Origin of the sequence: Pilimelia columellifera subsp. columellifera (genome assembly GCF_039532605.1) — a bacterium.
Classification (GTDB): Bacteria; Actinomycetota; Actinomycetes; order Mycobacteriales; family Micromonosporaceae; genus Pilimelia; species Pilimelia columellifera.
Map to the genome: position 1 here is coordinate 34,664 of NZ_BAAARY010000006.1, position 22,054 is coordinate 56,717.

Annotated in this window: 26 protein-coding genes and 1 pseudogene; 17 read left to right on the plus strand and 10 right to left on the minus strand. The window is 73.0% G+C overall.

The window, feature by feature from the left end; all coding sequences use genetic code 11:
- Window positions 1–205 precede the first annotated feature (205 nt).
- Together mshD and ABD287_RS08905 are read right to left on the minus strand one after the other, a co-directional pair.
- A complete protein-coding gene (gene mshD, locus ABD287_RS08900) occupies window positions 206–1,198 on the minus strand; it encodes a mycothiol synthase (RefSeq protein WP_425565567.1) in 993 nt (330 codons plus the stop codon).
- Complete coding sequence (locus tag ABD287_RS08905) at window positions 1,198–1,899, minus strand: winged helix-turn-helix transcriptional regulator (protein ID WP_344171116.1); 702 nt, start codon at window positions 1,897–1,899, stop codon at window positions 1,198–1,200. Before ABD287_RS08905 ends, mshD begins: the two co-directional genes overlap by 1 nt.
- 105 nt (window positions 1,900–2,004) lie before the next feature.
- Here ABD287_RS08905 and ABD287_RS08910 point away from each other — a divergent pair, with 105 nt between their 5' ends.
- From ABD287_RS08910 to ABD287_RS08920, 3 genes are read left to right on the plus strand one after another with little or no spacing between them, the layout of a single operon-like run.
- Window positions 2,005–3,108 (plus strand): hypothetical protein, encoded by a 1,104-nt coding sequence (locus tag ABD287_RS08910; RefSeq protein ID WP_344171118.1) that lies wholly within the window; start codon window positions 2,005–2,007, stop codon window positions 3,106–3,108.
- Complete coding sequence (locus tag ABD287_RS08915) at window positions 3,101–3,910, plus strand: LmeA family phospholipid-binding protein (RefSeq protein WP_344171120.1); 810 nt, start codon at window positions 3,101–3,103, stop codon at window positions 3,908–3,910. The genes ABD287_RS08910 and ABD287_RS08915 overlap by 8 nt, the downstream gene beginning before the upstream one ends.
- Window positions 3,907–4,695: a hypothetical protein gene (locus ABD287_RS08920; RefSeq protein WP_344171123.1), complete on the plus strand. Its 789-nt coding sequence runs from the start codon at window positions 3,907–3,909 to the stop codon at window positions 4,693–4,695. Before ABD287_RS08915 ends, ABD287_RS08920 begins: the two co-directional genes overlap by 4 nt.
- An 11-nt stretch (window positions 4,696–4,706) precedes the next feature.
- On the opposite strand, the gene ABD287_RS08925 is transcribed toward ABD287_RS08920, so the two are convergent.
- Complete coding sequence (locus ABD287_RS08925) at window positions 4,707–5,081, minus strand: DsrE family protein (protein WP_344171125.1); 375 nt, start codon at window positions 5,079–5,081, stop codon at window positions 4,707–4,709.
- A gap of 47 nt (window positions 5,082–5,128) precedes the next feature.
- Between ABD287_RS08925 and mtfM the strand changes: the two genes are divergently transcribed.
- Both mtfM and ABD287_RS08935 read left to right on the plus strand, forming a co-directional pair.
- Entirely contained in the window at window positions 5,129–5,254 is a 126-nt protein-coding gene (gene mtfM, locus ABD287_RS08930; RefSeq protein WP_344171127.1) for a small membrane protein MtfM, read from the plus strand.
- 42 nt (window positions 5,255–5,296) lie between these two features.
- Window positions 5,297–5,884, plus strand: a complete 588-nt coding sequence (locus tag ABD287_RS08935) for a heme-binding beta-barrel domain-containing protein (RefSeq protein WP_425565556.1) — start codon at window positions 5,297–5,299, stop codon at window positions 5,882–5,884.
- Here ABD287_RS08935 and ABD287_RS08940 read toward each other — a convergent pair whose 3' ends face one another.
- Window positions 5,885–7,324 carry a M20/M25/M40 family metallo-hydrolase gene (locus ABD287_RS08940; RefSeq protein ID WP_344171131.1) on the minus strand — a complete coding sequence of 480 codons (1,440 nt, stop codon included), beginning with the start codon at window positions 7,322–7,324 and terminating at the stop codon, window positions 5,885–5,887.
- Between the two features lie 64 nt (window positions 7,325–7,388).
- Between ABD287_RS08940 and ABD287_RS08945 the strand changes: the two genes are divergently transcribed.
- A complete protein-coding gene (locus ABD287_RS08945; protein WP_344171133.1) occupies window positions 7,389–8,603 on the plus strand; it encodes a cytochrome P450 in 1,215 nt (404 codons plus the stop codon).
- A gap of 47 nt (window positions 8,604–8,650) precedes the next feature.
- On the opposite strand, the gene ABD287_RS08950 is transcribed toward ABD287_RS08945, so the two are convergent.
- Window positions 8,651–9,502, minus strand: coding sequence for an aminotransferase class IV (locus ABD287_RS08950; RefSeq protein ID WP_344171359.1), 852 nt, complete (start codon window positions 9,500–9,502; stop codon window positions 8,651–8,653).
- Window positions 9,503–9,561: 59 nt separating this feature from the next.
- Between ABD287_RS08950 and ABD287_RS08955 the strand changes: the two genes are divergently transcribed.
- A complete protein-coding gene (locus ABD287_RS08955; RefSeq protein WP_344171135.1) occupies window positions 9,562–9,972 on the plus strand; it encodes a Fur family transcriptional regulator in 411 nt (136 codons plus the stop codon).
- 2 nt (window positions 9,973–9,974) lie between these two features.
- On the plus strand, window positions 9,975–11,099 hold the full coding sequence (gene ygfZ / locus ABD287_RS08960; protein ID WP_344171137.1) for a CAF17-like 4Fe-4S cluster assembly/insertion protein YgfZ: 1,125 nt from the start codon (window positions 9,975–9,977) through the stop codon (window positions 11,097–11,099).
- Here ygfZ and ABD287_RS08965 read toward each other — a convergent pair.
- Both ABD287_RS08965 and ABD287_RS08970 read right to left on the minus strand, forming a co-directional pair.
- On the minus strand, window positions 11,096–11,854 hold the full coding sequence (locus ABD287_RS08965) for an SDR family oxidoreductase (RefSeq protein ID WP_344171139.1): 759 nt from the start codon (window positions 11,852–11,854) through the stop codon (window positions 11,096–11,098). The genes ygfZ and ABD287_RS08965 overlap by 4 nt on opposite strands.
- Window positions 11,851–12,339 carry an SRPBCC family protein gene (locus ABD287_RS08970; protein WP_344171141.1) on the minus strand — a complete coding sequence of 163 codons (489 nt, stop codon included), beginning with the start codon at window positions 12,337–12,339 and terminating at the stop codon, window positions 11,851–11,853. The genes ABD287_RS08965 and ABD287_RS08970 overlap by 4 nt, the downstream gene beginning before the upstream one ends.
- 84 nt (window positions 12,340–12,423) lie before the next feature.
- Here ABD287_RS08970 and ABD287_RS08975 point away from each other — a divergent pair, with 84 nt between their 5' ends.
- The 8 genes and pseudogenes from ABD287_RS08975 (at window position 12,424) to ABD287_RS09010 (ending at window position 18,452) form a co-directional block, all read left to right on the plus strand.
- Window positions 12,424–12,975 carry a TetR/AcrR family transcriptional regulator gene (locus ABD287_RS08975; protein WP_344171143.1) on the plus strand — a complete coding sequence of 184 codons (552 nt, stop codon included), beginning with the start codon at window positions 12,424–12,426 and terminating at the stop codon, window positions 12,973–12,975.
- A gap of 5 nt (window positions 12,976–12,980) precedes the next feature.
- Complete coding sequence (locus tag ABD287_RS08980; protein ID WP_344171361.1) at window positions 12,981–14,261, plus strand: protoporphyrinogen/coproporphyrinogen oxidase; 1,281 nt, start codon at window positions 12,981–12,983, stop codon at window positions 14,259–14,261.
- Between the two features lie 111 nt (window positions 14,262–14,372).
- The gene (locus ABD287_RS08985; RefSeq protein WP_344171145.1) at window positions 14,373–15,218 is read left to right on the plus strand and encodes a beta-keto acid cleavage family enzyme; all 846 of its coding nucleotides are present in this window, start codon (window positions 14,373–14,375) and stop codon (window positions 15,216–15,218) included.
- Window positions 15,219–15,246: 28 nt separating this feature from the next.
- Window positions 15,247–16,206: an asparaginase gene (locus ABD287_RS08990; RefSeq protein ID WP_344171147.1), complete on the plus strand. Its 960-nt coding sequence runs from the start codon at window positions 15,247–15,249 to the stop codon at window positions 16,204–16,206.
- A gap of 115 nt (window positions 16,207–16,321) precedes the next feature.
- Window positions 16,322–16,699: pseudogene (locus ABD287_RS08995) on the plus strand (helix-turn-helix domain-containing protein); the annotation flags it as partial.
- A 47-nt stretch (window positions 16,700–16,746) separates the two neighbouring features.
- Complete coding sequence (locus ABD287_RS09000; RefSeq protein WP_344171149.1) at window positions 16,747–17,196, plus strand: hypothetical protein; 450 nt, start codon at window positions 16,747–16,749, stop codon at window positions 17,194–17,196.
- Between the two features lie 9 nt (window positions 17,197–17,205).
- Window positions 17,206–17,568: a DUF2516 family protein gene (locus tag ABD287_RS09005; RefSeq protein ID WP_344171151.1), complete on the plus strand. Its 363-nt coding sequence runs from the start codon at window positions 17,206–17,208 to the stop codon at window positions 17,566–17,568.
- Window positions 17,565–18,452: an alpha/beta fold hydrolase gene (locus ABD287_RS09010; RefSeq protein ID WP_344171153.1), complete on the plus strand. Its 888-nt coding sequence runs from the start codon at window positions 17,565–17,567 to the stop codon at window positions 18,450–18,452. Before ABD287_RS09005 ends, ABD287_RS09010 begins: the two co-directional genes overlap by 4 nt.
- A gap of 54 nt (window positions 18,453–18,506) precedes the next feature.
- Here ABD287_RS09010 and ABD287_RS09015 read toward each other — a convergent pair whose 3' ends face one another.
- Complete coding sequence (locus tag ABD287_RS09015) at window positions 18,507–19,271, minus strand: maleylpyruvate isomerase family mycothiol-dependent enzyme (protein WP_344171155.1); 765 nt, start codon at window positions 19,269–19,271, stop codon at window positions 18,507–18,509.
- Window positions 19,272–19,349: 78 nt separating this feature from the next.
- Here ABD287_RS09015 and ABD287_RS09020 point away from each other — a divergent pair, with 78 nt between their 5' ends.
- A complete protein-coding gene (locus ABD287_RS09020; protein WP_344171157.1) occupies window positions 19,350–20,411 on the plus strand; it encodes a UDP-N-acetylmuramate dehydrogenase in 1,062 nt (353 codons plus the stop codon).
- Here the strand turns inward: ABD287_RS09020 and ABD287_RS09025 are convergent.
- Window positions 20,395–21,201: a class I SAM-dependent methyltransferase gene (locus ABD287_RS09025; protein WP_344171159.1), complete on the minus strand. Its 807-nt coding sequence runs from the start codon at window positions 21,199–21,201 to the stop codon at window positions 20,395–20,397. The two genes, ABD287_RS09020 and ABD287_RS09025, sit on opposite strands and share 17 nt — an antisense overlap.
- Window positions 21,198–21,962 carry an SDR family oxidoreductase gene (locus tag ABD287_RS09030; RefSeq protein WP_344171161.1) on the minus strand — a complete coding sequence of 255 codons (765 nt, stop codon included), beginning with the start codon at window positions 21,960–21,962 and terminating at the stop codon, window positions 21,198–21,200. The genes ABD287_RS09025 and ABD287_RS09030 overlap by 4 nt, the downstream gene beginning before the upstream one ends.
- Between the last annotated feature and the right edge of the window lie 92 nt (window positions 21,963–22,054).

Sequence of the window (22,054 nt, forward strand, 5' to 3'; positions counted from 1 at the left end):
AGATGTCCGTTACGTGAACCGATTCCCGACATACGTGTCAAGAGGTATTTCAGGCAAAGCCGGACGCCTACCCGCCAAAGTGGACGATCCGTGCGGCGATGGTTACGCCCCCCACGGGTGAGAACGGAGCAGCACGTCAAAAGGTGACGGGGGCGGCCGGTGTTTCGGCCGCCCCCGTCAGGGCGTATTGAGGTTTCGACCTGCCTCAGCCGGTGGTCGCCCGGGCGTACGAGACGTCGATCGACCAGCGGGCGAAGCCCAACCCCAGGTACAGCGCCATCGCCGCGGCGTTCGACTCGTCCACGTACAACATCGCCTGATCGAGGCCCCGCTCCCGCAGGTGGCGCAGGCCAGCCAGTGTCAAGGCCCGTCCCAACCCCTGCCCGTGGGCCGTCGGCGAGACGCCGAGCACGTACACCTCGCCGATCGGCTCGTGGGCGTGGGCGGCCCCGTCGCTCGGTCGGACCGGCCGGTCACCGTGCACCTTCGTCCAGTGGAAGCCCAACAGCGCGCCGTCGGCCACGCGTTCGGCGAGCAGGAAACCCGCCGGGTCGAACCACGACTCGGCCATCCGGGCCCGCAGCTCCGCCGCCGTCCAACCGCCCTGCTCCGGGTGGTCGGCGAACGCCGCCGCGTTCAGCGCCAGCCACGCCGCGTCGTCCTCGCCGGGCCGGAACGCCCGCACCCGGACGCCCTCGGCGAAGACCGGGGCGTCCACCGGGGCGAACAGCGAGCGCCGCAGCTGCCACAGCAGCCGCATCCTCGCGAAGCCCAGCCCGCCGGCCAGCGCTGCGGCGTCCGGATGGTCGCCGTGGGCCCACAGCCGGAGCCGGCCACGAGGATCCGACTCCCCGGCGGCCACCAGCGCCGCCTCCACCAGCTCCCGGCCGATGCCGCGGCGCCGCCACCGCGGGTCCACCACCAACTCGGCGGAGGCCCCGGCCACCTGATCGGTGACGTCCAGATGCGCGTAGCCGACCAGGGCCCCGCCGTCGGCGTCCCGGGCCAGCAGGTGGGCCGCCGGGGACTCCCCGCCGTGCCGCAGGTGCAGCACCACGTGCTCGCTCAGCGGATACGACTCGTCCACGTCGCTCGCACGACGGGCCAGGTCCAGGACTACGTCCACCTGATCGGGATCAAGGTGTTCGGCGAGCACGACGGTGAAGGTCACCGGGTCACGGTAACCGCACCGCCCTATCAGCGTCTGAGGGCGGGCTCGTTGTCCGGCGCGTGCCGGACCGGCGGGGCGACGAACTTGTACCCGACCTGCCGCACTGTGCCGATCATCGACTCGTGTTCCGGGCCGAGTTTGGCCCGCAGGCGCCGGACGTGCACGTCGACGGTGCGGGTGCCGCCGTAGTAGTCGTAGCCCCACACCTCCCGCAGGAGCTGGTCCCGGCTGAACACCCGGCCCGGGTGCTGGGCCAGGAACCGCAGCAGCTCGAACTCCTTGTACGTGAGGTCCAGCGGCTGGCCGCGCAGCCGGGCGGCGTACGTATCCGGGTCGATGGTGAGGTCGCCGGCCCGCACCGCGCCGGTGACCTCCTGAGCGGCGGGCGACCGCTCCATCGCCAGCCGCAGCCGGGCCTCCACCTCGGCCGGGCCGGCGCCGGTCACCAGCAGATCGTCCAGGCCCCACTCGGCGTTGACGGCGATGAGACCGGCCTCGGCCACCACGGCGATCAGCGGCGCCCCCAACCCGGTGTTGCGGAGCAGGCGGCACGTCGCGCGCGCGTCCGCCAGGTCGAGCCGCGCGTCGACGAGCAGGACGTCGTGACCCGGGTCGTCCACGAGCGCTCGGATATCGACAGGCGCGAGGCGCACCGCGTGCCCGAGCAACTCCAACGCCGGCAGCACGGCGGTGGCCGACGACGCTGTCGTCACCACCAGCAGCCGCACAACACACCTCCGTCCCAGGTCAGGGGCGTCGCCAGCAGGCCAGGGAACGAGGATAGCCGCCGCGCCGGTGGGCCCGCGGTCGGCGGCGTCTGGCACCATCGAAACGTGTTCCCCTCCAGAGCAGGCGATCCTTCCCGGTCCGGCGAGCCCACCGACACGGGCACGTCGCCCGTCACCGGCGGCAGGTCCGGTGATCCGGCCCGGCCCGACCCGGCGACGGGCCCGACCCGCGACCCCTGGCTGGAGGACGACCCCGCGGACCTCGCTGAGCGCCTCCCGGCCCGGCACGCCGAGACGGTCGAGGACGTCAAACTCGCCGACGAGACCAGCCGGATCGCGGCCGCCCGACGGGCCAAAACCCAGCCGGACGTTCCGGTCGACCGGCGGTTGTCGCTGGCCGTCGCGGCGTTCGCGGTCCTGCTCACCGGCGGGCTGATCCTCGGCGTCTACACAGCCGGCCTGGGCATGGGTCGGATCTCCTTCGCCATCGTCATCCTCGGCGTGCAGTTCCTGTTCGTGCTCGCCTCCGCGATGGCGATGCGTCCACCTGCCCTGCCTGCCGTGTTCGGGGTCTCGATGCTGGTCGCGGCCGGCGCCGATCTCGCCGCGGTGCTGTCGCGGGAAGCGTCGCTGACGGCGGTGTCGCTGGTCGCCGCCGGCGGTTTCGGACTGGCGGTGCTGGCGCAGCTGATGCGTCGCACCGACCGGCAGCGGGTCACCGAGTCGCTCGCCGCCACGCTCATGATCGTGATCGGCGTGGTGGCCTTCGCCACGATGATCGTCCTGACCCGGGTCCCGGCCGGCGCGCAGAGTCTCATGATCTGCCTCGCCTCGGTCGGCGCCGCCCTGGTCGCCGCCCGGCTCCTGGACACCGTCGTCTCCAGCCCGCGGATGGCCCCGCAGGTGCCCCGCGGCGTCGTCGGCGTCATCGTCGGCGCCATGGTCGGCACGCTGGTCGGCGCAGTCGGCGGCGCGTTCGTCGTCGAACCGTTCACCCCCGCCCGCGGCGCCATCCTCGGCCTGCTGTGCGCGTGCTCGGCCGTCCTGGCCGACCTGGCCGCGAACTACGCCGAGGCCGGTCGTCGGATGGCCGGGGACGCCCCCACCATGTGGATCGCCCGGCACATGCAGGGCCCCATCGGCGCCTTCGCGCTGGCCGCGCCGGTGGCCTACCTCGCCAACGCGATCATGGTGCTGCCCAATGTCTGAGCCGATGAGCCCCTGGGACCCCGCGCGGTCGTCCGCCGTCCGGCCGCGCCGACGCCGGTGGCCGCGCCGGCTCGTCATCACTCTCGTCCTCGTGCTCGGACCGCTGCTGGCCATCGGGGCGCTCGTCGACCGGTTCGCCGTCGGCGCCGCCCAGGACCGCATCGCGGCGCAGGTGGGCGCCAACCTCACCAGCCGCGGGGTGGAAAGCGCCCCGCCCCAGGTGAGCATCGACGGTTTCCCGTTCCTCACCCAGGTCGTCGCCGGCCGCTACCCGAGTGTCCGGATCGGGCTGCGGGACGTCACCACTGACGGTGGCGCTGCGGGCCGTGCCCCGGTGGCCGTCCCGCGGCTGGACCTCGTCGCCAACGACGTGCGGGCCCCGCTGGCGGCGTTGCGTTCCGGGCAGGGGACGGTCGTCGCCGGGACCGTCACCGGCAAAGCCCTCGTCGGCTACGCCGCCGTCGGCGACCTGGCCAACCTGCCCGACCTGCAACTGGCCGAGAAGGACGGCAGGCTCCTCGCCGAGCTGCCCGTCGATATCTTCGGGCGGAAGGTCACCGTCGTCGGCACGGGTCGGCTTGAGCCCGGCGCCGGGACGATCCGGATCCGGTTCGACGAGCTGACCGTGAAGGGCCAGCAGGCCACCCCGGCGCTGCGCCAGGCGCTGTCCAGCTACGCCCGGCAGATGGCTATCGACGTGCCGATGCCGGCCACCCCGTTCGATCTCACCGTCCGATCCGCCGAGGCGACGCCCGACGGGCTGCTGGTCACAGCCGAGGCGACCGAGGTGGCATTGCGATGACCCGCCGCGGCCGGCTGCTGCTCTCAGCCGTGGCCGCCGCGTGGGCGGTGGTCCTGCTGGGGCTGGGCTACCTGTCCGCGCGCAACAGCCCGCCGACGGCCCGGGAACAGCGCAGCGTCGCCCAGGCGGCGCCGATCGTGGACCGCGCGGCGACGCTCGTCGTCACCGCCGCCTGGGCCGATGCCGTCTTCGCCGTCGCCCCGGCGCGTCTCGTCGCCGGCTGCCGGCTCACCACCTTCGTCGACGGCGCCCGGCTCAGCCGTGTCGTCACCCTCTACACCGCCGCAGAACGCGGCCCTGACCTGCTACGACAGGTGGCCGGTTCGCTACCGCCGTCGTTCGGGGCGCGGGTGCGCGGGCGCGGCGGCGTCGCCGAACGGATCTCCGCCGACGCCGGCGAGTTTGTCGCGGTGTCCGGGCAGACCCTTGAGCCGGGCGTGCTGCGGTTCACCATCCACACCGGCTGCCGCCCGGCCTCGCCCGACCTACGGCTCGACGCCGACACCGGCCCGCCGCCGGCGGCCGGCGTGCTCGGCTCAGCCGCCGCGCTCCTGGGCCGGCCGGCTGAGCGGGGCCACGTCAGCGGCGACGGCGCCACCGCCTCGACCCAGCGGTGGGACGTGCCACGAGCGCCGATCGTGGACGCTCTCGCCGTCCTGCCCGGCGCGCGTGAGGTGGTCCGGCGCGACGGGTTGGTGGCGCTGCGGCTGGCCGACGAATCGGTCATCATCGACCGCCGGGATGGCCGGACGAGCGTGGCGGTCAGCTCGCTGCGCCGTCAGTAGACCGGCGGCCGTCAGTAGATCATCGCCTGGGCGCCCTCGGCCAGCGACTCCTCGACGAACACTGCCGCCCCCGCGATCCGCACCCCGGGCAGGAGATCGGCCACGGTGAGATCACGCCGGGCCGCGCACTGGGTGCACACCGTCACCGAGCCCTCGGCCAGCACCGCGGCGAGCAGCTCAGCCAACGGCGCCGAGTGCGGCAGCGTGAACTGCTCAGCCCGGCCAGGGACCGCGAACCAGGACGCCTCCCCGGTCAACCACAGGGACACGTCGACGCCGGCGGCCACGGCGGTCGCGGCGACGGTGAACGCCTGGGCGCACCGCTCCGGGGCGTCGTCGCCGGCGGTTGACTTCACTACGAGTGGGCGGGTCATGCCAGACAGCATAGGATCGCCGACAGCGTCGTGACACCGGCGCGGGACGGGGTGAAATCGTGGTCACCGAGCTGGGGTTCGTCAGCGTTCTCGTCGCTGGGCTCGGGGCCCTCGCCGGAGGTCTGGTGCTCCTGGCCGTCCGGTTGCTCCGGGGCGCCGCCGGCCCGCCACGCCGGGACCGTTGACCGGCGGCGGATGAGGCCCCGGGGCTGGCTAGGGTGTCGGACGTGAGCGACAACCCTCTACAGCCGCCCTGGCTCAACGCCCCGCCGGTCGAGCCCTACCCGTTCGAGGACACCTACGATCTGCGCAGCGGTCCCGACCTGCACCCGTCGCTGCTCGGCCTGCTGCCGTACGTGGGTCTGTGGCGGGGGCGTGGCCGCGGCGGCTACCCCACGATCGAGGACTTCGACTACGGCCAGGAGATCCGGATCAGCCACGACGGCCGGCCGTTCCTGTCGTTCGAGTCGCGGGCCTGGGTGCTCGATGAGCAGAGCCGTCCGGTGCGTCCGGCCGGTCGCGAGTCCGGTTGGCTGCGCCCGGTGATCCGCGACGGCAAGACCAGCGACGAGGTGGAGGCGCTGCTGAGCACCCCGACCGGCATCTTCGAGCTGTACGTCGGGAGGCTGGACGGACTCAAGCTTGAGCTGACCACCGACGTGGTGTTGCGCACCGCGACCGCCAAGGAGGTGACGGCGGGTCACCGCCTCTTCGGCATCGTCGAGGGAGCGCTGTTGTACGCGCACGAGATGGGCGCGGTCGGGCACCCGCTGGGGCCGCACCTGTCCGCCCGTCTACTCCGGGTCGGCGGCTGATCAGCCGGGCGCGGCGGCTGGACTGCGGTGCCCGTCGCGACCCACCGCCCGGACCGCGAACTGCACATTGTCCTTGGACAGATCGATGGTGCTGGACGTCACGTCGCCCACCTCGATGACGTGCGTCCACTCCGACGCGGTGCTGTCCCGCCACAACACCTCGTAGCCGGCGAGGTCGGGCTCGGCGCCCCGTGCCCACCGCAGGGTGGTGGTGTTGGTGAGGCCGGAATTGTCGATAACGACCTCGCGCGGCGTCCCCGGCGCCCGTGCCAGCGACCACAACGCGGCGCCGTTGACCCGGGCCACCCGCGCGATGTACGGGTAGTCGCAGAACTCCGGCAGATCGCCGTGCTGCACGCCGTCAACGACCCGGACGTCCTGGTGTTGGTGGGCGAAGTTCTCCCGCGGCTCGGAGAACCGGGCGGCGGGCCAGCCCTGGCGTAGGAACGAGATGTGGTCGCTGCCGCGCAGGTAGCGGTCGCGCCGCCACACGACCCGGACGTCCATGCCGGTGACCTCCCGGCCGGCGACCTCGCGCACGTACCGGCCGAGCTGGCGGGACGCGCCGTCGTTCTCGCCCCCGATGGACTGTCGCGTGCTGGCCTGCGCCGGGGTTTCCGCGGTCGGTACTCCCTCGACGAACAGCCGCACCGTCCGCGGGTCCGGGGGAGTGCCGTCGAAGGCGTTGCTGGCGCCGATGATGTCGTTGCTGAACATGCCCTGCACGTCGACGCCCGCGACCTTGAGCTGTTTGGCCAGGTGCGCCGAGCCGAACAGGCCCTGCTCCTCTCCGGCGACGGAGGCGAAGACCACGGTGGCCGGGAACTCGTGGCTGGCGAACAGGCGTGCCAGTTCCAGGACCGCCGCCACCCCGGAGGCGTCGTCGTCGGCGCCCGGCGCGTCGCTGACCGCGTCGAGCACGTCGGAGGCGCGGGAGTCGTAGTGGCCGGAGACCACGTAGACCCGCTGTGGGTGAACTGTCCCGCGCAGGGTGGCGATGACGTTGGTGATCGTGGTGGCGACCGGCAGCCGCGGACCGGCGGGTTCCACGAACGTCTGGAGCTGGACGGTCATCCGCCCGTCCGAGGCCGCGGCGATGCCGCGCAGCTGGTCGTGGATCCAGTCCCGGGCCGCGCCGATGCCTCGTGCGGGGTCGTCCTGGCTTGACATGGTGTGCCGGGTGCCGAACGCGGCCAGGCGGCGTACGGTCGCCTCGATCCGACGGTGGTCCACCCGGCGGAGCAGGGCCGCCAGGTCCGGATGGGGGCGACGGGGACGGAGCGGACGACCGGGCCCGGGACGGGCCGTCGGAGGCGCGGCAGCAACCGCTCCGCCAGCGGGAATGACCAACGGCGTCGCCGCGGCGGTCACCGCCCCGGCGAGCAGCGCGCGGCGACTGGTTCGGGGCTCACGGGGCGCAGGAGATCGAGGCGAGTCCATACCGCATCCTGGTCTCTACACGCTGTCCCTGTCCAGACCGACCTTCCGCATGGACAATGGCTGAATGGTCTACTCAGGAATTGACGCCGTGGACGAGGTGCTCGACTACCCATTTCCCGACGATGGCAAGCCCGGTATCCCGGCGGAGTTCCACCAGCTGCGCGCCACCTGCCCGGTCCAGCGGGCCCGCCTGCCGTTCGGCGGGGAGGGCTGGCTGGTGAGCCGGCACGCGGACGTGAAGGCGGTGCTCGGTGATCCGCGCTTCAGCCGGGCCGCCACGGTCGATGCCGACATCCCGCGCACCACCCAGTGGCGGACCCAGCCCGGCAACCTCATGGCGATGGACGCGCCGGACCACACCCGCGTCCGCCGCCTGGTCGCGGGCGTGTTCTCCCGCAAGGGCGCTGAGCGACTACGCCCGCGCACGACGGAGATCGTCGAGGAGCTGGTCGGCGGGATGCGCGCCGCCGGTCCGCCCGCCGACCTCGTCGAGCGCTTCTCGGCCCCGCTGCCGGTCATGGTGATCTGCGAGCTGCTCGGGGTGCCGTTCGCGCAGTGGCACCTGTTCCGGGGCTACTCGGAGACGATGCTCAGCGGCGGCACGACAACTCCGGAGGAGGTCGCGCGGGCCTCGGCTCAGCTGGACGCGTTCCTCCGGGAGCACGTCGCCAGCCGGCGCCTGGAGCCCCGCGACGACCTGCTCTCGGACATCATCCGGGCCGGTTCCGGCGACGACGCCCCGCTGACCGAACATGAGCTGGTCACCCTCGGGGTGACCATCCTCGTCGCCGGCCACGAGACCACCGCCCAGGCCATCGCCAACTACGTCCACACCCTGCTCGTCCGCGGTAGCTGGGCGGAGCTGGCGGCGCATCCTGAGCGCCTGCCGACCGCGGTGAACGAGTTGCTGCGGTACGTGCCGATCGGTGGCGCCGAGACGATGCCACGAGTGGCGACCGAGGACGTGGAGGTCGCGGGGGTGGTGGTCCGCGCCGGGGAAACCGTCCTCCCGGTTCTCGGATCGGCCAACCTCGACGGGGCCGTCTTCGCCGATCCGGACGACCTGAACCTGGAGCGCACCGCCAACCCGCACATGGCGTTCGGCTTCGGCCCGCACTACTGCCTCGGCGCGCAGTTGGCGATCATGGAGCTGGAGGTCGGCCTGGGGGCGCTGCTGCGGGACTTCCCCGACCTGCGCCTGGCCGTCCCCGAAGCCGAGATTCCCTGGCGGTCGAACAACCTGGTCCGCGGCCCGCGTCAACTGATGGTCGCCTGGTAGGCGGACCCCGTAAGCGCCGTCCGGCCTGACACTGCGCTTCGCGGACGTCAGGCCGGCGGCGGGGTCGCGAAGCCGAGCAGGTCCAGCAGCTGCCGGGTGCGCGTCGAGGGTCGTAGCGGCGCCCCGTCCAGGGAACGGATCTCGGCGAGCCCACGCACCGACGAGGCCAGCCACGCGCCGTCCAGGTCGGCCAGCGCGGCCGGTCGGATCATGCGTTCGGCGCCGGTGAGCCCGATCGTGGGCGCCGCGGCCAGCAGCGCCGCCGCGGTGCAGCCGGGCAGGATGCCGGTGTCGGCTGACGGCACGGTGCACAGCGCGTCGCCGTCGAGCCAGACGAGGGACGCGGTCGGGGCCTCCAACGCCCAGCCGTCGGCGGAGACCCACAGCGCGTCGTCGACGCCCTTGTCGGCCGCCCAACGCAGGGACGCCATGTTCGTCGCGTACGACAGGCTCTTGACCCCGCCGAGCAGCCAGGGGGCGTCGGGTCGGGCGCCGGCGGCCAGGCCGAGGCTTGCGGTGGCCACGGCGACGCCGTCGCGGCGAGCCCGTAGCTGACCCGGCCCGACGGCTGTGAGCAGGGCGTAGGCGGTCAGTGTGCCGCCGGCCTCGGGGCCACGCGTGCAGACCAGGCGTAGGGCGCCCTCTCGCTGGGGCGGCCATGCCGCGCACACCTGGCTGGTCAGCTCGGTCAGCTCGTCGGCGTCGGGCAGGGGCAGGTCGATCCGGCGGGCGGAGGCGCGCATCCGGCCCAGGTGCTCGGTGAGCAGCCAGGGCCGGCCGTCTCGCACATGCATCGTCTCGAAGACGCCGTCTCCGCGCAGCACGCCCAGGTCGTCGGCGCGCAGCACCGGGGTGTCGGCGGGCACGACGCCCCGGCCGAGCAACGCCAGCACGCGCATCGTGACCGGTTGATCGTTCACGCGTAGGAGCTTATCGGGCGCCGCCCTATAATCGGACAGTGTCCGATCTCGCTGACGCCCTACGTACCCGCGGCCTGCGGCTGACCGCGCAGCGCCAGGTGGTGCTGGACGCCGTCCGTGAGCTGACCCACGCCACGCCCGAGCAGGTCCATGCCCTGGCCCGGGGTCGCGCCGCCGGGGTGAACATCACCACCGTCTACCGGACGCTGGAGCTGTTGGAGCAGCTCGGCCTGGTCACCCACACCCACCTGTCCCACGGCGCGCCGGCCTACCATGCGACCAGCGAACCGGCGCACGTCCATCTGGTCTGCCGGGCCTGCGGCGGCATCCAGGAACTGGCGCCGGACCTGTTCACGCCGCTGGCCGGCGCGTTGCTGGCGAACCACGGCTTCGCGGTCGACATCGACCACGTCGCCTTCTTCGGCGCCTGCGCCGACTGTCGGGAGTAGAAATGATCGAGATTTCTGGCGCGGTGCCGACCGATGTGGTGGAGCCGGACACACTGGACCAGCCGACGCCGGAGCAGCGGGCGGCCGGTGTCGGCTCGGTGGCCGCTCACTACGGCGACCCGACGCGCGAGCAGCGGACTCTGGAACGCGCCGTCGGCGTGGTGGACCGCTCACACCGCGGGGTGCTCGTCGTCGCCGGCGCGGAGCGGGCATCGTGGCTGCACAGTCTGACGACCCAGCACGTCGCCGATCTGCTCGCCGGCCAAGGCACGGAACTGCTGGTGTTGTCGCCCAACGGCCACGTCGAGCAGCACGCCATGGTCGCCGCCGACGCTGACCGGATCTGGTTGGACACCGAGCCCGGGCGGGCCGGCGACCTGCTGGGGTTCCTGGAGAAGATGCGGTTCCTCACCCGGGTCGAGCCGTCCGATGTGACGGCCGACTTCGCCGTCCTGTCCCTGGTCGGGCCGGAGGTCGACGCCGCCCTGGCGGTGCTGGGCGTGCCAACGCTGGCAGCGGCGGAGGTCGATCCCGCGCCGGGCCCGAAGTTTCCCGCCGGCACGGTGCGGCCGGGGCCGACCAGTCGGTACGCCGTGGCGGCGCTGCCCGCCGGTGGCTGGGCCCGGCGCGGTCGCCTCGGCGTCGACCTGCTCGTTCCGCGTGCCGACCTGGCGTCGGTGGTCGACACGTTGGCGGCGGCCGGCGTGCCGGCCTGCGGGCTGTGGGCGTACGAGGCGCTGCGGGTGGCGGCGCGGATCGCCCGGGTGGGCTTCGAGACCGATCACCGGACGATCGCCGCTGAGGTGGATCTCCTGGGCCCGGCCGTGCATCTCGACAAGGGCTGCTACCGGGGCCAGGAGACGGTCGCCCGGGTGCACAATATGGGCCGCCCGCCGCGTCGCCTGGCATTGCTGCACCTTGACGGCGTGGTCAGCGACACACCACCGCCGCGGCACGCCGAGGTCATTGCCGCGGAGGGTCGGGTCGTCGGGTTCGTCGGCACGGCGGTCCGCCATCACGAGTTGGGCATGATCGCCTTAGCGGTCATCAAGCGCAACGTTCCCGGCGACGCCCGGCTCACCGTCGCCGGCCAGGCCGCCGCCATCGACCCAGGGGCCGGCGACTAACGCTCACCGTCGGCTTGCTCCGCTGCGGCCCGGACGTGGTCGGTGTAACTGAGTTCGCCGTGGGCGGGGCCGGGGACCAGGCCGTGACCGTCACGGATGGCGCGTGCCGTCGCGCCGGGGACGCGGATGGTTATGGATCGTTGTCGCGGCCGGTGGGCCGCGCCCCATAGCGCCGACGCCTCACTCCAGGTGATCTGCTGCGGGCCGCCGAGGTCGGGCTGCCGGCCGGCCGGCAGTTGCGCCACCAGGGCGGTGATGCGTTGGGCGACGTCCCGCGCGGCGATCGGCTGTACCGGCAGCGCGGGCGCCAGGCGTAGGGGCAGTCGTCGCTGGGCGTGGAAGAAGGCGTCGAGGAGCTCGTGGAACTGGGTGGCCCGCAGCACGGTGGCCGGGGTCCGGGAGTTGAGGACGATCTGCTCGGCGGCGAGCTTGTGGCGGTAGTAGGCCAGCGGTATCCGGTCGACGCCCACGATCGAGAGCAGCACCAGGTGGGACGTTTGGGAGCGTTCGGTGGCGGCGGTGAGCGTCCGCGTCATCGTCGTGTCGGCCGAGCCGTTGCTGGTGGCCAGGTGGACGACCGTCTCGACGCCGCGCAGCGCCTCGTCGAGGCCCCTGCCGGTGCGTAGGTCGACGGTATGGTCGCCGGCGCCGTCGCGCCGGCTCATCGTCCGGACGTCGTGCCCGGCCAGGGTGAGCATCGGGACGAGCATCCGACCGAGCCGCCCCGACGATCCGGTGACCGCGATGGCGCTCACCGCGTCGGCCTCAACCACCACCGCAGGAGGCGGACCCAGGGGGACCAGCGGGCGGGACGGTGGGCGAGCGTCCCGGTGGCGGCGAGTTCGGCGTTGTCGAGGAGATCCTGGACGAGGGCCTCGTGGAGCCACCGGACGGCCAGCGGCCACCGCCACCGCATCGGGCCTGTGGTCCGGGCCTCGATGGTGTGGACCAGCGTCGGGCGCCCGTTCTCGCCGGTGGTCACTGTCAGCTCGTGCCATCCGTCCAGGCCGGTTTCCTGGTTGAACGCGAAGGCGAGCCGACGACCGGGTTCGTAGGCGGTGACGGTGTAGCGGATCGTGCTGTGGCCACCGGACGAGCCGGGCGTCGGCCCGTTGTCGAGGCGGAGGTCCGGCCAGGCGGGACGTGGCCAGACGGACCGGCCGGGGTCGGTGATTTCGTCGATCACCTGACCCAGCCGTTCGGGTGGCGCGGGGATGACCCGGCGCTGCACGTTCTTCACAGTTGTTCCCTCCCCAGCCTGCCGGCAGGACATCGGCCTTGCCCATGTTCCATAACATGATTTATGTTATGGAACATGGGGCGGATGACGCAAGAGGACTGGTTCCGCATCGCCTGTGAAGGGCTGATCCTGGAGGGTGAGGCGGGGCTGACCCTGCACGCCCTCACCACCAGGGCAGGTGTCACACACGGCTCCTTCTACCACCACTTCAAAGGCCAGGCAGGCTTCGTCACAGCGTTCCTGGAACACCTGGAACGTCGCGCCTTCATCGACGTCCCGGCGGCCGAGGACCACGACCTCGCCACCCCTGTGGGGGCACAGGAGGCGTTGCGTCGTCTCGTCGAGATCATCGCCGCCGAGGACCTGCATCTTGAGGCCGCCGTACGCAGGTGGGCGCAGAGCAACCCGACCGTCGCCGTGGTGGTGAACGAGATCGACGCGCGCCGGGCCGAGCTGCTGTGCCGGCTGTTCCTCGCCGCGACCGGCGACGTGGCCAGAGCTGCATACCTGGCCCGCCTCAACGGCGCCCTTTACCTCGGGGCGGTGCACTCCCGACCGCCGATCCAGGGCGCCGAGTACGCCAGGATGGCCACCGACCTTGCACGGCTCCTCGCCGAGGAAGGGCAGGTTTCGTGAGAATCATGGTGATCGGCGCCGGGATCGCCGGCCTGGCCGCGGCCTGGACCCTGCGGTCGCAGCAGGTCAGCGTCCTGGAAGCTGGCGATAGCGTCGGCGGCCGGATGCGCTCCGAACTGATCAACGGCTACCCGATGGAGACGGGCGCCCAGTTCCTCGGCTCCGGGTATACGGTCGTGCCGCGGCTGGCCGCAGCGGTGGGCCTGGCCACCTCGCCCATCCGGGCGGGCGCGGCTGTATTCCAGGGCGGCGCCATGCGGCGGTTCCGCTCCGATCGTCCACTGAGCCAGTTCACCGGCGGCCTGCTGCCCTGGCCGGCGGCGCCCCGAGCCGCCGCCGGGCTGATCAAGGCGGCAGCGGCAGGCCGCGGCCGGGCGACGAGCGACCTGACCTGCTGGACCGACCTCGACACCGAGCCCGCCCGCGAGTGGGCCGAGCGGGTGCTGGGCCCCGACGTCACCGACCGGGTCCTGATCCCCACCGTCAGCGGCTTCTACTTCCAGTCCCTCGACCAGTCCAGCGCCGCGCTCCCGGCGGCGGTGTGCGCGTTCGCCGCCCGGCCCGGACCGGCGTTGACCATCCGCGGCGGACTGGGGAGGCTGACCCGGTCGCTGGCCGCCGAGGTCGACGTCCGGATCAACACGACCGTGACGTCCGTGCGGCGCGACGGCGCCCGCGCCGTCGTCACCACGACCGACGGCGAGGAGGTGGCCGACCGGGTCATCCTCGCCGTGCCGGCATCGGCTGCCCGGGCGATCCTGCACGACCCGACCGACCTGCAACGGCGCCTGACGGCGACGCCCTACAGCCGTGGGCTGCTGGTAGGTGTTCCGCTCAGCGCGGCGCTGCGGCCACACCAACTCGCCGGCGCGTACGGGATCCTGGTCCATCCGGGTGAGGAGAACCCGGTCGCCGCGGTCGCGGTGGCCAGTCGCGCCCATCCCGCAGCCGCCGACCGGGATCTCCTCACGGTCATGCTCAACCAACACGCCGCCGACGCGCTGCGTGCCGCCGACGATGCGACCGTCGTCAAGGCCGCCCTCGCGGGGCTGCGTCGCCTCGACCCGACCGTCGAGCCGCTGCTGCCGCCCGACACCGACACCGCACGGGTAGTTCGCCACCAGGAGGCCATGCCGACCGTCCCGACCGGCCACGCCGCCGCGGTCGTCGCCTACCGAGACCGCCCGCGAGCCGACCCGATCGCCCTCGCGGGCGACTACCTCGGCTTCCCGTGGACGGATTCAGCGGCTGCCACCGGTGTGTGGGCAGGGCGGCGACTCCGCTGACCCGGTGGGTGGCGGTCCGAGCGCGCCGCCACGACGGCATCGGCAAGCGCGGCTCCCTCGCGGCACGGGCCTCACCATGTCCTCACCGCGTGACATGCGAGGATTCCGGGCATGAGCGGAACGTTGATCACCGTGGCGCCGACCGGCGCCGAGTCGGCCAAGGCGGACGTTCCGGCCCTGCCGGTCACCCTTGAGGAGCTGGTGGCCACCGGCCGCGAGTGCCAGGCCCTGGGCGCCAGCGTGATCCATGTGCATGTCCGGGACGAGCGGGCGCTGCCCACCCTGGACCAGGGCCGGTTGCGGGAGACGGTGGCCGCGCTGCGCTCGGAGACCGGTCTCATCGTCCAGCTATCCAGCGGCGGGGCGGTGACGGACCCGGAGGAGGCCCGGCTCGCCGTGGTCGGGGCCGGCCCGGACATGGCCTCGTGCACGATGGGGACGGTGAACTTCGGCGACGACGTCTTCATGAACCGGTGGGAGTTCATCGTCGCGTTGCACGCCCGGATGCAGGACGCGGGCGTCGTCCCGGAGTATGAGATCTTCGACCTAGGGCAGCTCGCAACGCTGGCCCGGCTGCTGGACCGGCACGGTCTGCCGTTCGGGGGCCGGGTCCATGTGGACTTCGTCATGGGCGTGCCCGGCGGGATGCCCGGAACGACGGAGGCGCTGGTGGCGTGCAAGTCGGCGCTGCGTGATCTGCCGGTCGGGGCGACGTTCTCGGCCACCGGCGTCGGCCGATCGACCCTGCCGGTCCTGCTGGCGTCGTTGTCGGCCGGTGGGCATCTGCGGGTGGGCATGGAGGACACCACCTCGTACGCGCGCGGGCGCAAGGTCGAGTCGAACATGCAGTTGGTGGCCCGGGCGGTCGGATTCGCCCGGCTGGCCGAACGCCCGCCGCTGAGCCCCGCCGACGCCCGGGTTCTGCTCGGTGTGCCGCCGCATGGTTCGTCGGCCTGATCAGCGCCCGGGTAGGTACGGTCGAAAAATGGCAAAAGCGTATGAAGGCGGCGTTCCGCTTGTTGAGGTGGTCCGCTCCGGATTCACCGAGAGCGTCCACCGCGGATCGGTCGTCGTCATCGACGCCAGCGGGGATATCCTCGCCGCGGCCGGGGACGTCCACGGCCCGATGTTCCCCCGCTCCACCAACAAGCCCATTCAGACCATCGGCATGCTCCGGTCCGGGCTGCGCCTGGCCGACCCGGCCGACCTCGCCCTCGTCAGCGCGAGCCACAGCGGCGAAGACTTCCACATCGCCCGGGTCCGCGCCCTGTTGCGCAGCGTCGGGCTCGACGAGACCTTCCTGCGCTGCCCGCCCGACCTTCCGCTCGGCGAAGCCGCCAAGGCCGCGCTCTACGCCGCCGGCGGCGGCCGCGCCCGGGTGCTCATGAACTGCTCCGGCAAGCACGCCGGCATGTTGCTGACCTGCCGCGAGGCCGGCTGGCCGCTGGAGGAGTACTACGACCCGGAGCATCCCCTCCAGGAACGCATCCTGCTCGCCTTCGAGGAGTTCACCGGGCAGTCGCCGGTCGCCACCGGCGTCGACGGATGCGGCGCCCCGGTGCTCGCCGCGCCCCTGACGGCGCTCGCCGGCGCCTACCTGCGGATCGTCAGCGGCGAGCCCGGCTCGGTCGAGCGGCGGGTCGCCGACGCGATGCGCGCCTACCCGGAACTGGTCGCCGGCACCGGCGCCGAGGACACCGTCCTCATGTCCCGGGTTCCGGGCCTGTTGTGCAAGAGCGGGGCCGAGGCGGTGATGGCGGCCGCTGTCCCCGGGGTCGGCGCCGTCGCGGTGAAGATCGATGACGGCGGCATGCGCGCCCGGACGCCGGTGCTCGTCGCGGGCCTCCGTCGCCTCGGCCTGGACGCGCCGGTGCTCGCCGAGCGCGCCCAGACCGCGCTCCTCGGCGGGGCCGCGCCCGTCGGCGCGATCCGCACGATCTGGTAGGCGGATCGGCGCGGGTCCCATGCGGACGTGGCCCGTCATGTGACGTGACCTGCGTTGCTTGCTTTTGTTAGCGAAGTGCTAGCAGGAGCTAGCGGGGCGCGGTAGCGTCAGGGACGTGTCCACCGAGAACGACTCCCCGCGCGATGTCGGCGACTTCATCCGGGACCTGCGCCACAACGCGCGCATCTCGCTCCGCCAACTGGCCCAGCAGGCCGGCGTGAGCAACCCCTACCTCAGCCAGATCGAGCGTGGGCTCCGTAAACCCAGCGCCGAGGTGCTCCAGCAGCTGGCGGCCGCGCTCCGGGTGTCGACTCCGCTCATGTACCTGCGGGCCGGTCTGCTCGACGGCCGGGACCACCCCGGTGTCCTCGCCGCCATTGCCACCGACCCGGACCTCACCGCCGCGCAGAAGCAGTCCCTGAGCCAGATCTACGAGACCTTCCGCCGGGAGAGCAACCGCCCGGACGCCACCGATCTGGATGCCACCGCGCCAGATCCCGACCCACGCCCGTCCGACCGTCCTGAACCTGAGGAGAAAAGATGAACACCGAACACAAGCGCCGCGTCCCGAACCCGCTGTACGCCGCCGCCGGCGCCGGCGACCTCGCCTATCAGCAGTTGCGCCGCCACGTGCCGACCATTGTCGCCGAGCTGCGCGAATCCGCCACCGCGCTGCGCGAGCGCGCCACCAACGGCGAGCTCGAGGCCGTGCGCGCGGACGTCCGCACCGTGCTGAGCCACGCCCGCGAGCGGGCCAACGCCGTGTACCGGGAACTGGTCGAGCGCGGCGAGCAGGTCGTCGGGCATGCGTCTGCGCCCAGGTCCGGTTCCCCGAAGCCGGCGAAGGCGAAGCCCCGGGCCCCGAAGCCGGCCCAGGCGAAGGCCCAGTCGTCGAAGCCCGGGCCGAAGAAGTCCGGGCCGAAGAAGTCCGTCCAGCGCGCGTCCGGGCGCGGCCACTCACCCGCAGCGCCCGCGGAGCCGGCAGCATAAGCTCGCGGTATGGCTACCACCGCGCCGATTTTCTACCTCGCGATCCAGCACATGCTCGATCTCGTCGTCGGGTTGACCGCGTGCGCGGTCACCGTCGGCGGATTCGCCCACTGCCTGGCCCAGCGGCCGTCGGCGTTGGCCGCGTTGGGCACCCTCCCCAAGGGCGGATGGCTCGCGTTGTTGGGCGTCACCGGACTGCTGAGCCTGCTCCAGACGTACCTGACCGCCGTCGCCCTGCTGTTCAACGCCGGTCCGGCGGACATCTTCCTGGGACTGATGGCCCAGCTCATCGGCATCGCCGCCGGCATGGTGTACCTGCTCGATGTCCGGGCCGGTCTGCGCGGGATGAGCGACGGCCGGGGCATCTGGTGAGGGACTTCCGCTGGCCGCCACCCCCCGAGGGCGGGCCGCGGGTGTTCGGACCGGGCCCGACGGCGCCACGCAGCGGGCGTCCCGCGTTGCCGCAGCCGCCCAGCGACGTGGTGGCCACGCCGCACGGCGTCGGGCTGGAACAGGTGGTGTCCGGCGCGGGCGAACCGGTGACGATCTTCGCGCACGGCCTGGCGAACGGCATCGCCGGGACCCGTCCGTTGGGTAGCGGCGTGCGTGGCCGGCGGGTCTTCTTCCACTTCCGTGGCCACGGCCGCTCGGACGCGCCGCCCGGCCCGTGGGGGTACACCGACCTCGCCCGGGACCTACGTTCGGTGGCCGACCTCGCGGGCGCCACCCGGGCGCTCGGGGTGAGCCTCGGCGCGGGCGCGTTGACCAGGCTGCTGGCGGACAGTCCCGAGCGTTTCACCCACGCGGTGTTCTTCCTGCCCGCGGTCATCGACCGACCGCGTGGCCCGGCGACCCGGGCACGGTTGGCTGAGCTGCTGTCTGCGGTGGAGAGCGGGGATCTGGGCGCGGTGGCCGACGTCGTCGCCAGCGAGTTGCCGGCCTCGGTGCGCAATACGCCGGCGGGCTGGGCGTACCTGCGGCAGCGGGTCGAGCAGCTCACACAGGACGGGCTGGCGCCGGCCCTGGCCAGCCTGCCCGACGAGGTCGCCATCGGGGACCGGTCAGCGCTGGCCCAGGTGACCGCCCGCACCCTGGTGATCGGCTGTCACAACGACGACCTGCATCCGACCGCGGTGGCCGAGGAGCTGGCGGCGGCGCTGCCCTCGGCGACCCTGCATGTATACGACCGCCCGGCCGTGCTCTGGACGGCCCGGGCTGATCTGCGCGACCGCATCTCGACGTTCCTCAACGACTGAGCGGCGACGACTGAGCGCGACGACCGGGCGGCGGCGACGGTCAGCGGCAGGGCGTCAGCCGGCGTGCAACGCCCCCAACAGCGACGCGTCGCCGGTGACCGCCAACGACCGGGACGGGACGCGCCCGAACAGGCTCAACAGCAGATCGCTGGCGGCGCCGGCGGCGTGTGCCCGCGGATGGTGGTCGTCGGTGTCCAGGATCGTGTCGGTGTCCAGCAGCGAGATCCCCTCGCCGCGCAGCCGGACGTACCACTCCTGCGCCAGGTCGGTGGCGACGAGGTGGACGACGCCGTTGAGGTCGGTCGGGCCTTGGCGGCGTCCGGCCGGGAGCCAGGTGTCGAGGATCTCGCTGACGCCGTCAGCGGCCAGTTTGGACTCGATCGGCTGGGCGGCGCCGGTGGCGCTCTGGAGGTCCCAACGGTGGACGGCGGTGTCGAGGGCGGTGCGTCGGAACCAGAAACCGGCCTTCTTCGCCTGCGGCGCCCAGTTCCAGGCGGGGGTGGTCGGGTCCAGCGGCTCCAGGCACGACATGAGCATGAGGTGCTCGTCATCCCACCAGCTCAGCGTCGCAGGCCACGCGGGGACGTCCGCGCGGTGGTCGGCGAACGCGGACGGCGGCTCGGTCACGCCCCGCTCGACGTGCTGACGCACCCACGAGTAGAAGCTGCCGAGATGGGCGGTCAGCGTCTCGACGGTCCAGCCCGGGCAGCCGGGGACGACGACATCCGGTGGGGCGGTGGTGGCAGCGGCGCGGAACGCGGCGCCCTCGGCACGTAGACCGGCGAGCCAGAATTCCTTGTCGCCGTGTAGTCGGTGCATTCGCGGCCTCCTCACGGTCCCGGGCCGACCGGGCGGGCAGCGCCCGCCCGGCATACCCCACCCGCCTAGGGTGGTGATGTGTTTGACGATATCTCTGAATCCGCGCTCGCGCCGGCTACGCCACTCAGTACGGTCACCACCCTGCGCCTCGGCGGCCCGGCGCCGCGGCTCGTCAGCGCCACCACCGATGCCCAGCTCATCGACGCGGTCCGGGGCGCGGAGACGTTCCCGCTGATTCTGGGCGGCGGCAGCAACGTCGTCGTCGCCGATGCCGGGGTTGCGGTCCCGACGATACTCATCCGCACCCGCGGCGTGGAGTCGGCGCTGGTCGGCGACGAGGCGATCGTCTCAGTCGCGGCCGGCGAGCCGTGGGACGAGGTCGTGGCGGCGATGTGCGCGGCCGGGCTCGCCGGTCTGGAGTGCCTGTCGGGGATCCCGGGGGCGGCCGGCGCGACCCCGATCCAGAACGTCGGCGCGTACGGGCAGGAGGTTGCGGAGACGATCGTCGCGGTGCGGGCGTTCGACCGGGTCGCCGACGCGGTGGTCACGATGACCGCCGAGCAGTGTCGGTTCGGGTACCGCGGCAGCGTCTTCAAGCGCAGCTCCCGCTGGGTGGTGCTGGGGGTGGACTTCCGGCTGGCCCGGTCGACGCTGTCGGCGCCGGTCCGGTACGCCGAGCTGGCGGGTCGGCTGGGCGTGGCGGTGGGGGAGCGGGCGCCGCTGGCGGATGTCCGGTCGGCGGTGCTGGCGCTGCGCGCCGGCAAGGGCATGGTGCTGGACCCGGCCGACGCGGACACCTGCTCGGTCGGATCGTTCTTCGTCAACCCGGTGCTCGACGCCGCCGCCTACCAGGCGTTGGGCGTGCGGCTGGCGGGAGGCGAGGTGCGGGCGTGGCCGATGGCAGGCGGCGGCGCGAAGGTCAGCGCGGCCTGGCTCATCGAACAGTCCGGCTTCGGGCGTGGCTTCACTCTCGGCGGCGGGGTCGCGGTATCGGGCAAGCACACCCTGGCGTTGACGAACCGGGGCGGCGGCACGACCGCGGCCCTGCTGGAGCTGGCCCGGCACATCCGCGACGGGGTGCACGAGCGGTTCGGCGTGACGCTGCGTCCGGAGCCGGTCCTGGTCAACTGCGAGCTGTGACCGGCCCGCCGGGCGCCACCGCCGACCAGGCGACGGTCACCTCTCCGAGCCGCCACCGCGCCGGCCGGTCCAGCACCGGCCATCCGGACTCCAGTATTGATGCCACCGCCCGCTGCCAACGTTGCCGGGGGCCGAACGCAGCGTAGGGCGCGGCCGCCGCCCACCCGGAGTCGAGCGCGCCGAGCAGCGCGTGCACGCCCTCGCCGGGCACATTGTGGTGGATGAGCGCCTTGGGAAGCCGCTCGGCGAGGGTCGCCGGACGGTCGAGCTGGTTGAGCCGGGCGGCGAGCGTCAGCGACCGTGGTCCGACCGCGTCGACGCTCACCCAGGCGGCGAGCCGACCCAACTCGTCGCAGGTGCCTTCGACCAGCGCCCCGCCAGGGGCGAGAGCGCCGACGATCGTCTGCCAGGCCCCGGCAACGGCGGCCTCGTCGTACTGGCGAAGGACGTTCGCGGCACGGGCCACGGTCGGGCGCAGGCCGGCCAGCTCGAAGCCGCCGCGCCGGAACTCCAGCAGCGGCGGTCGCGCCGCCGACTGGGCGGACGCCACCCGTTCCGGGTCGATCTCCAGGCCGACGACGCGCAGGTCGGGTCGGATCGCGGCCAGCCGGGACCGCAGTTCGAGGACCGTGACCGGGCTGGCGCCGTAGCCCAGGTCCACGACCAGGGGATCGTCCGCCTCGCGCAGCAGCGGGCCGAGCCAGTGGGCGATCCAGCGGTCCATGGCGCGTAGCCGGTTCGGGCTAGTGGTGCCCCGGGTGACGACGCCCTGCGGGCGGGGCGCTCTCACACGCGGTGCACCTTGTGCTGGGCGGCCTGGGCCAGCGGGCGGACCACCAACCGGTCCACGTTGACGTGCCGTGGCCGGGTGGCGCACCAGGCGACGCAGTCGGCGATGTCGTCGGCGACCAACGGCTCGGCGACCCCGGCGTAGACGGCGGCGGCGGCCACGGCGTCGCCGCCGGTCCGGTTGAGCGCGAACTCCTCGGTGCGCACCATCCCCGGGTCGATCTCGATGACCCGGACCGGACGCCCACACAGCTCCAGCCGCAGGGTTTCGGTCAACGCCAGTTCGGCGTGCTTGGCGGCGGTGTAGCCGCCCCCGCCCTCGTAGGTGACCAGACCCGCCGTGGAGCCGATGACGACGATTGTTCCGGCGCCCGAGCGCTCCAGCGCCGGCAGCAGCGCCTGGGTGACCCGCAGCGTGCCGAGCACGTTGAGGTCGTACATCCACTGCCAGTCGGTCGGGCTCGCATGCTCGACGTGGTCGACGCCCCGGGCGCCGCCAGCGTTGTTGACCAGCAACGACACCGGACCGCCGAGGTCGGCTGCCCGGGCGGCGAGCGCGGCCACCGACGCGTCGTCGGTGACGTCGCAGGTCACCGCGACGGCGGCGCCGCCGTCGGCGGTGATCCGCGTGACGAGGTCGGCGAGCCGGTCGGCGCGGCGGGCGGCTGCAACGACGCGGAATCCCTCGTCGGCCAGGCGTCGGGCGGTGGCCGCTCCGATGCCGCTGGAGGCGCCGGTGACGACGGCGATGGGTGAGCTCATACCCGTCATTGTCGCCCGCAACGACGGCCATGCGACAGCCGGTAGTCGACGCCGGACGAAAGCGGACAAGACGCCAGGTCTGTCGCGAGAGC

Excerpts from the sequence above, each read along its gene's own strand:
- ABD287_RS08915 (WP_344171120.1), top strand. The coding sequence starts at position 3,101 with ATGTCTGAGCCGATGAGCCCCTGGGACCCCGCGCGGTCGTCCGCCGTC.
- ABD287_RS08920 (WP_344171123.1), top strand. The coding sequence starts at position 3,907 with ATGACCCGCCGCGGCCGGCTGCTGCTCTCAGCCGTGGCCGCCGCGTGG.
- ABD287_RS08925 (WP_344171125.1), bottom strand. The coding sequence starts at position 5,081 with ATGCTGTCTGGCATGACCCGCCCACTCGTAGTGAAGTCAACCGCCGGC.
- ABD287_RS08940 (WP_344171131.1), bottom strand. The coding sequence starts at position 7,324 with ATGGACTCGCCTCGATCTCCTGCGCCCCGTGAGCCCCGAACCAGTCGC.
- ABD287_RS08945 (WP_344171133.1), top strand. The coding sequence starts at position 7,389 with ATGGTCTACTCAGGAATTGACGCCGTGGACGAGGTGCTCGACTACCCA.
- ABD287_RS08950 (WP_344171359.1), bottom strand. The coding sequence starts at position 9,502 with ATGCGCGTGCTGGCGTTGCTCGGCCGGGGCGTCGTGCCCGCCGACACC.
- ygfZ (WP_344171137.1), top strand. The coding sequence starts at position 9,975 with ATGATCGAGATTTCTGGCGCGGTGCCGACCGATGTGGTGGAGCCGGAC.
- ABD287_RS08975 (WP_344171143.1), top strand. The coding sequence starts at position 12,424 with ATGACGCAAGAGGACTGGTTCCGCATCGCCTGTGAAGGGCTGATCCTG.
- ABD287_RS08980 (WP_344171361.1), top strand. The coding sequence starts at position 12,981 with ATGGTGATCGGCGCCGGGATCGCCGGCCTGGCCGCGGCCTGGACCCTG.
- ABD287_RS08985 (WP_344171145.1), top strand. The coding sequence starts at position 14,373 with ATGAGCGGAACGTTGATCACCGTGGCGCCGACCGGCGCCGAGTCGGCC.
- ABD287_RS08990 (WP_344171147.1), top strand. The coding sequence starts at position 15,247 with ATGGCAAAAGCGTATGAAGGCGGCGTTCCGCTTGTTGAGGTGGTCCGC.
- ABD287_RS09000 (WP_344171149.1), top strand. The coding sequence starts at position 16,747 with ATGAACACCGAACACAAGCGCCGCGTCCCGAACCCGCTGTACGCCGCC.
- ABD287_RS09005 (WP_344171151.1), top strand. The coding sequence starts at position 17,206 with ATGGCTACCACCGCGCCGATTTTCTACCTCGCGATCCAGCACATGCTC.
- ABD287_RS09015 (WP_344171155.1), bottom strand. The coding sequence starts at position 19,271 with ATGCACCGACTACACGGCGACAAGGAATTCTGGCTCGCCGGTCTACGT.
- ABD287_RS09030 (WP_344171161.1), bottom strand. The coding sequence starts at position 21,962 with ATGAGCTCACCCATCGCCGTCGTCACCGGCGCCTCCAGCGGCATCGGA.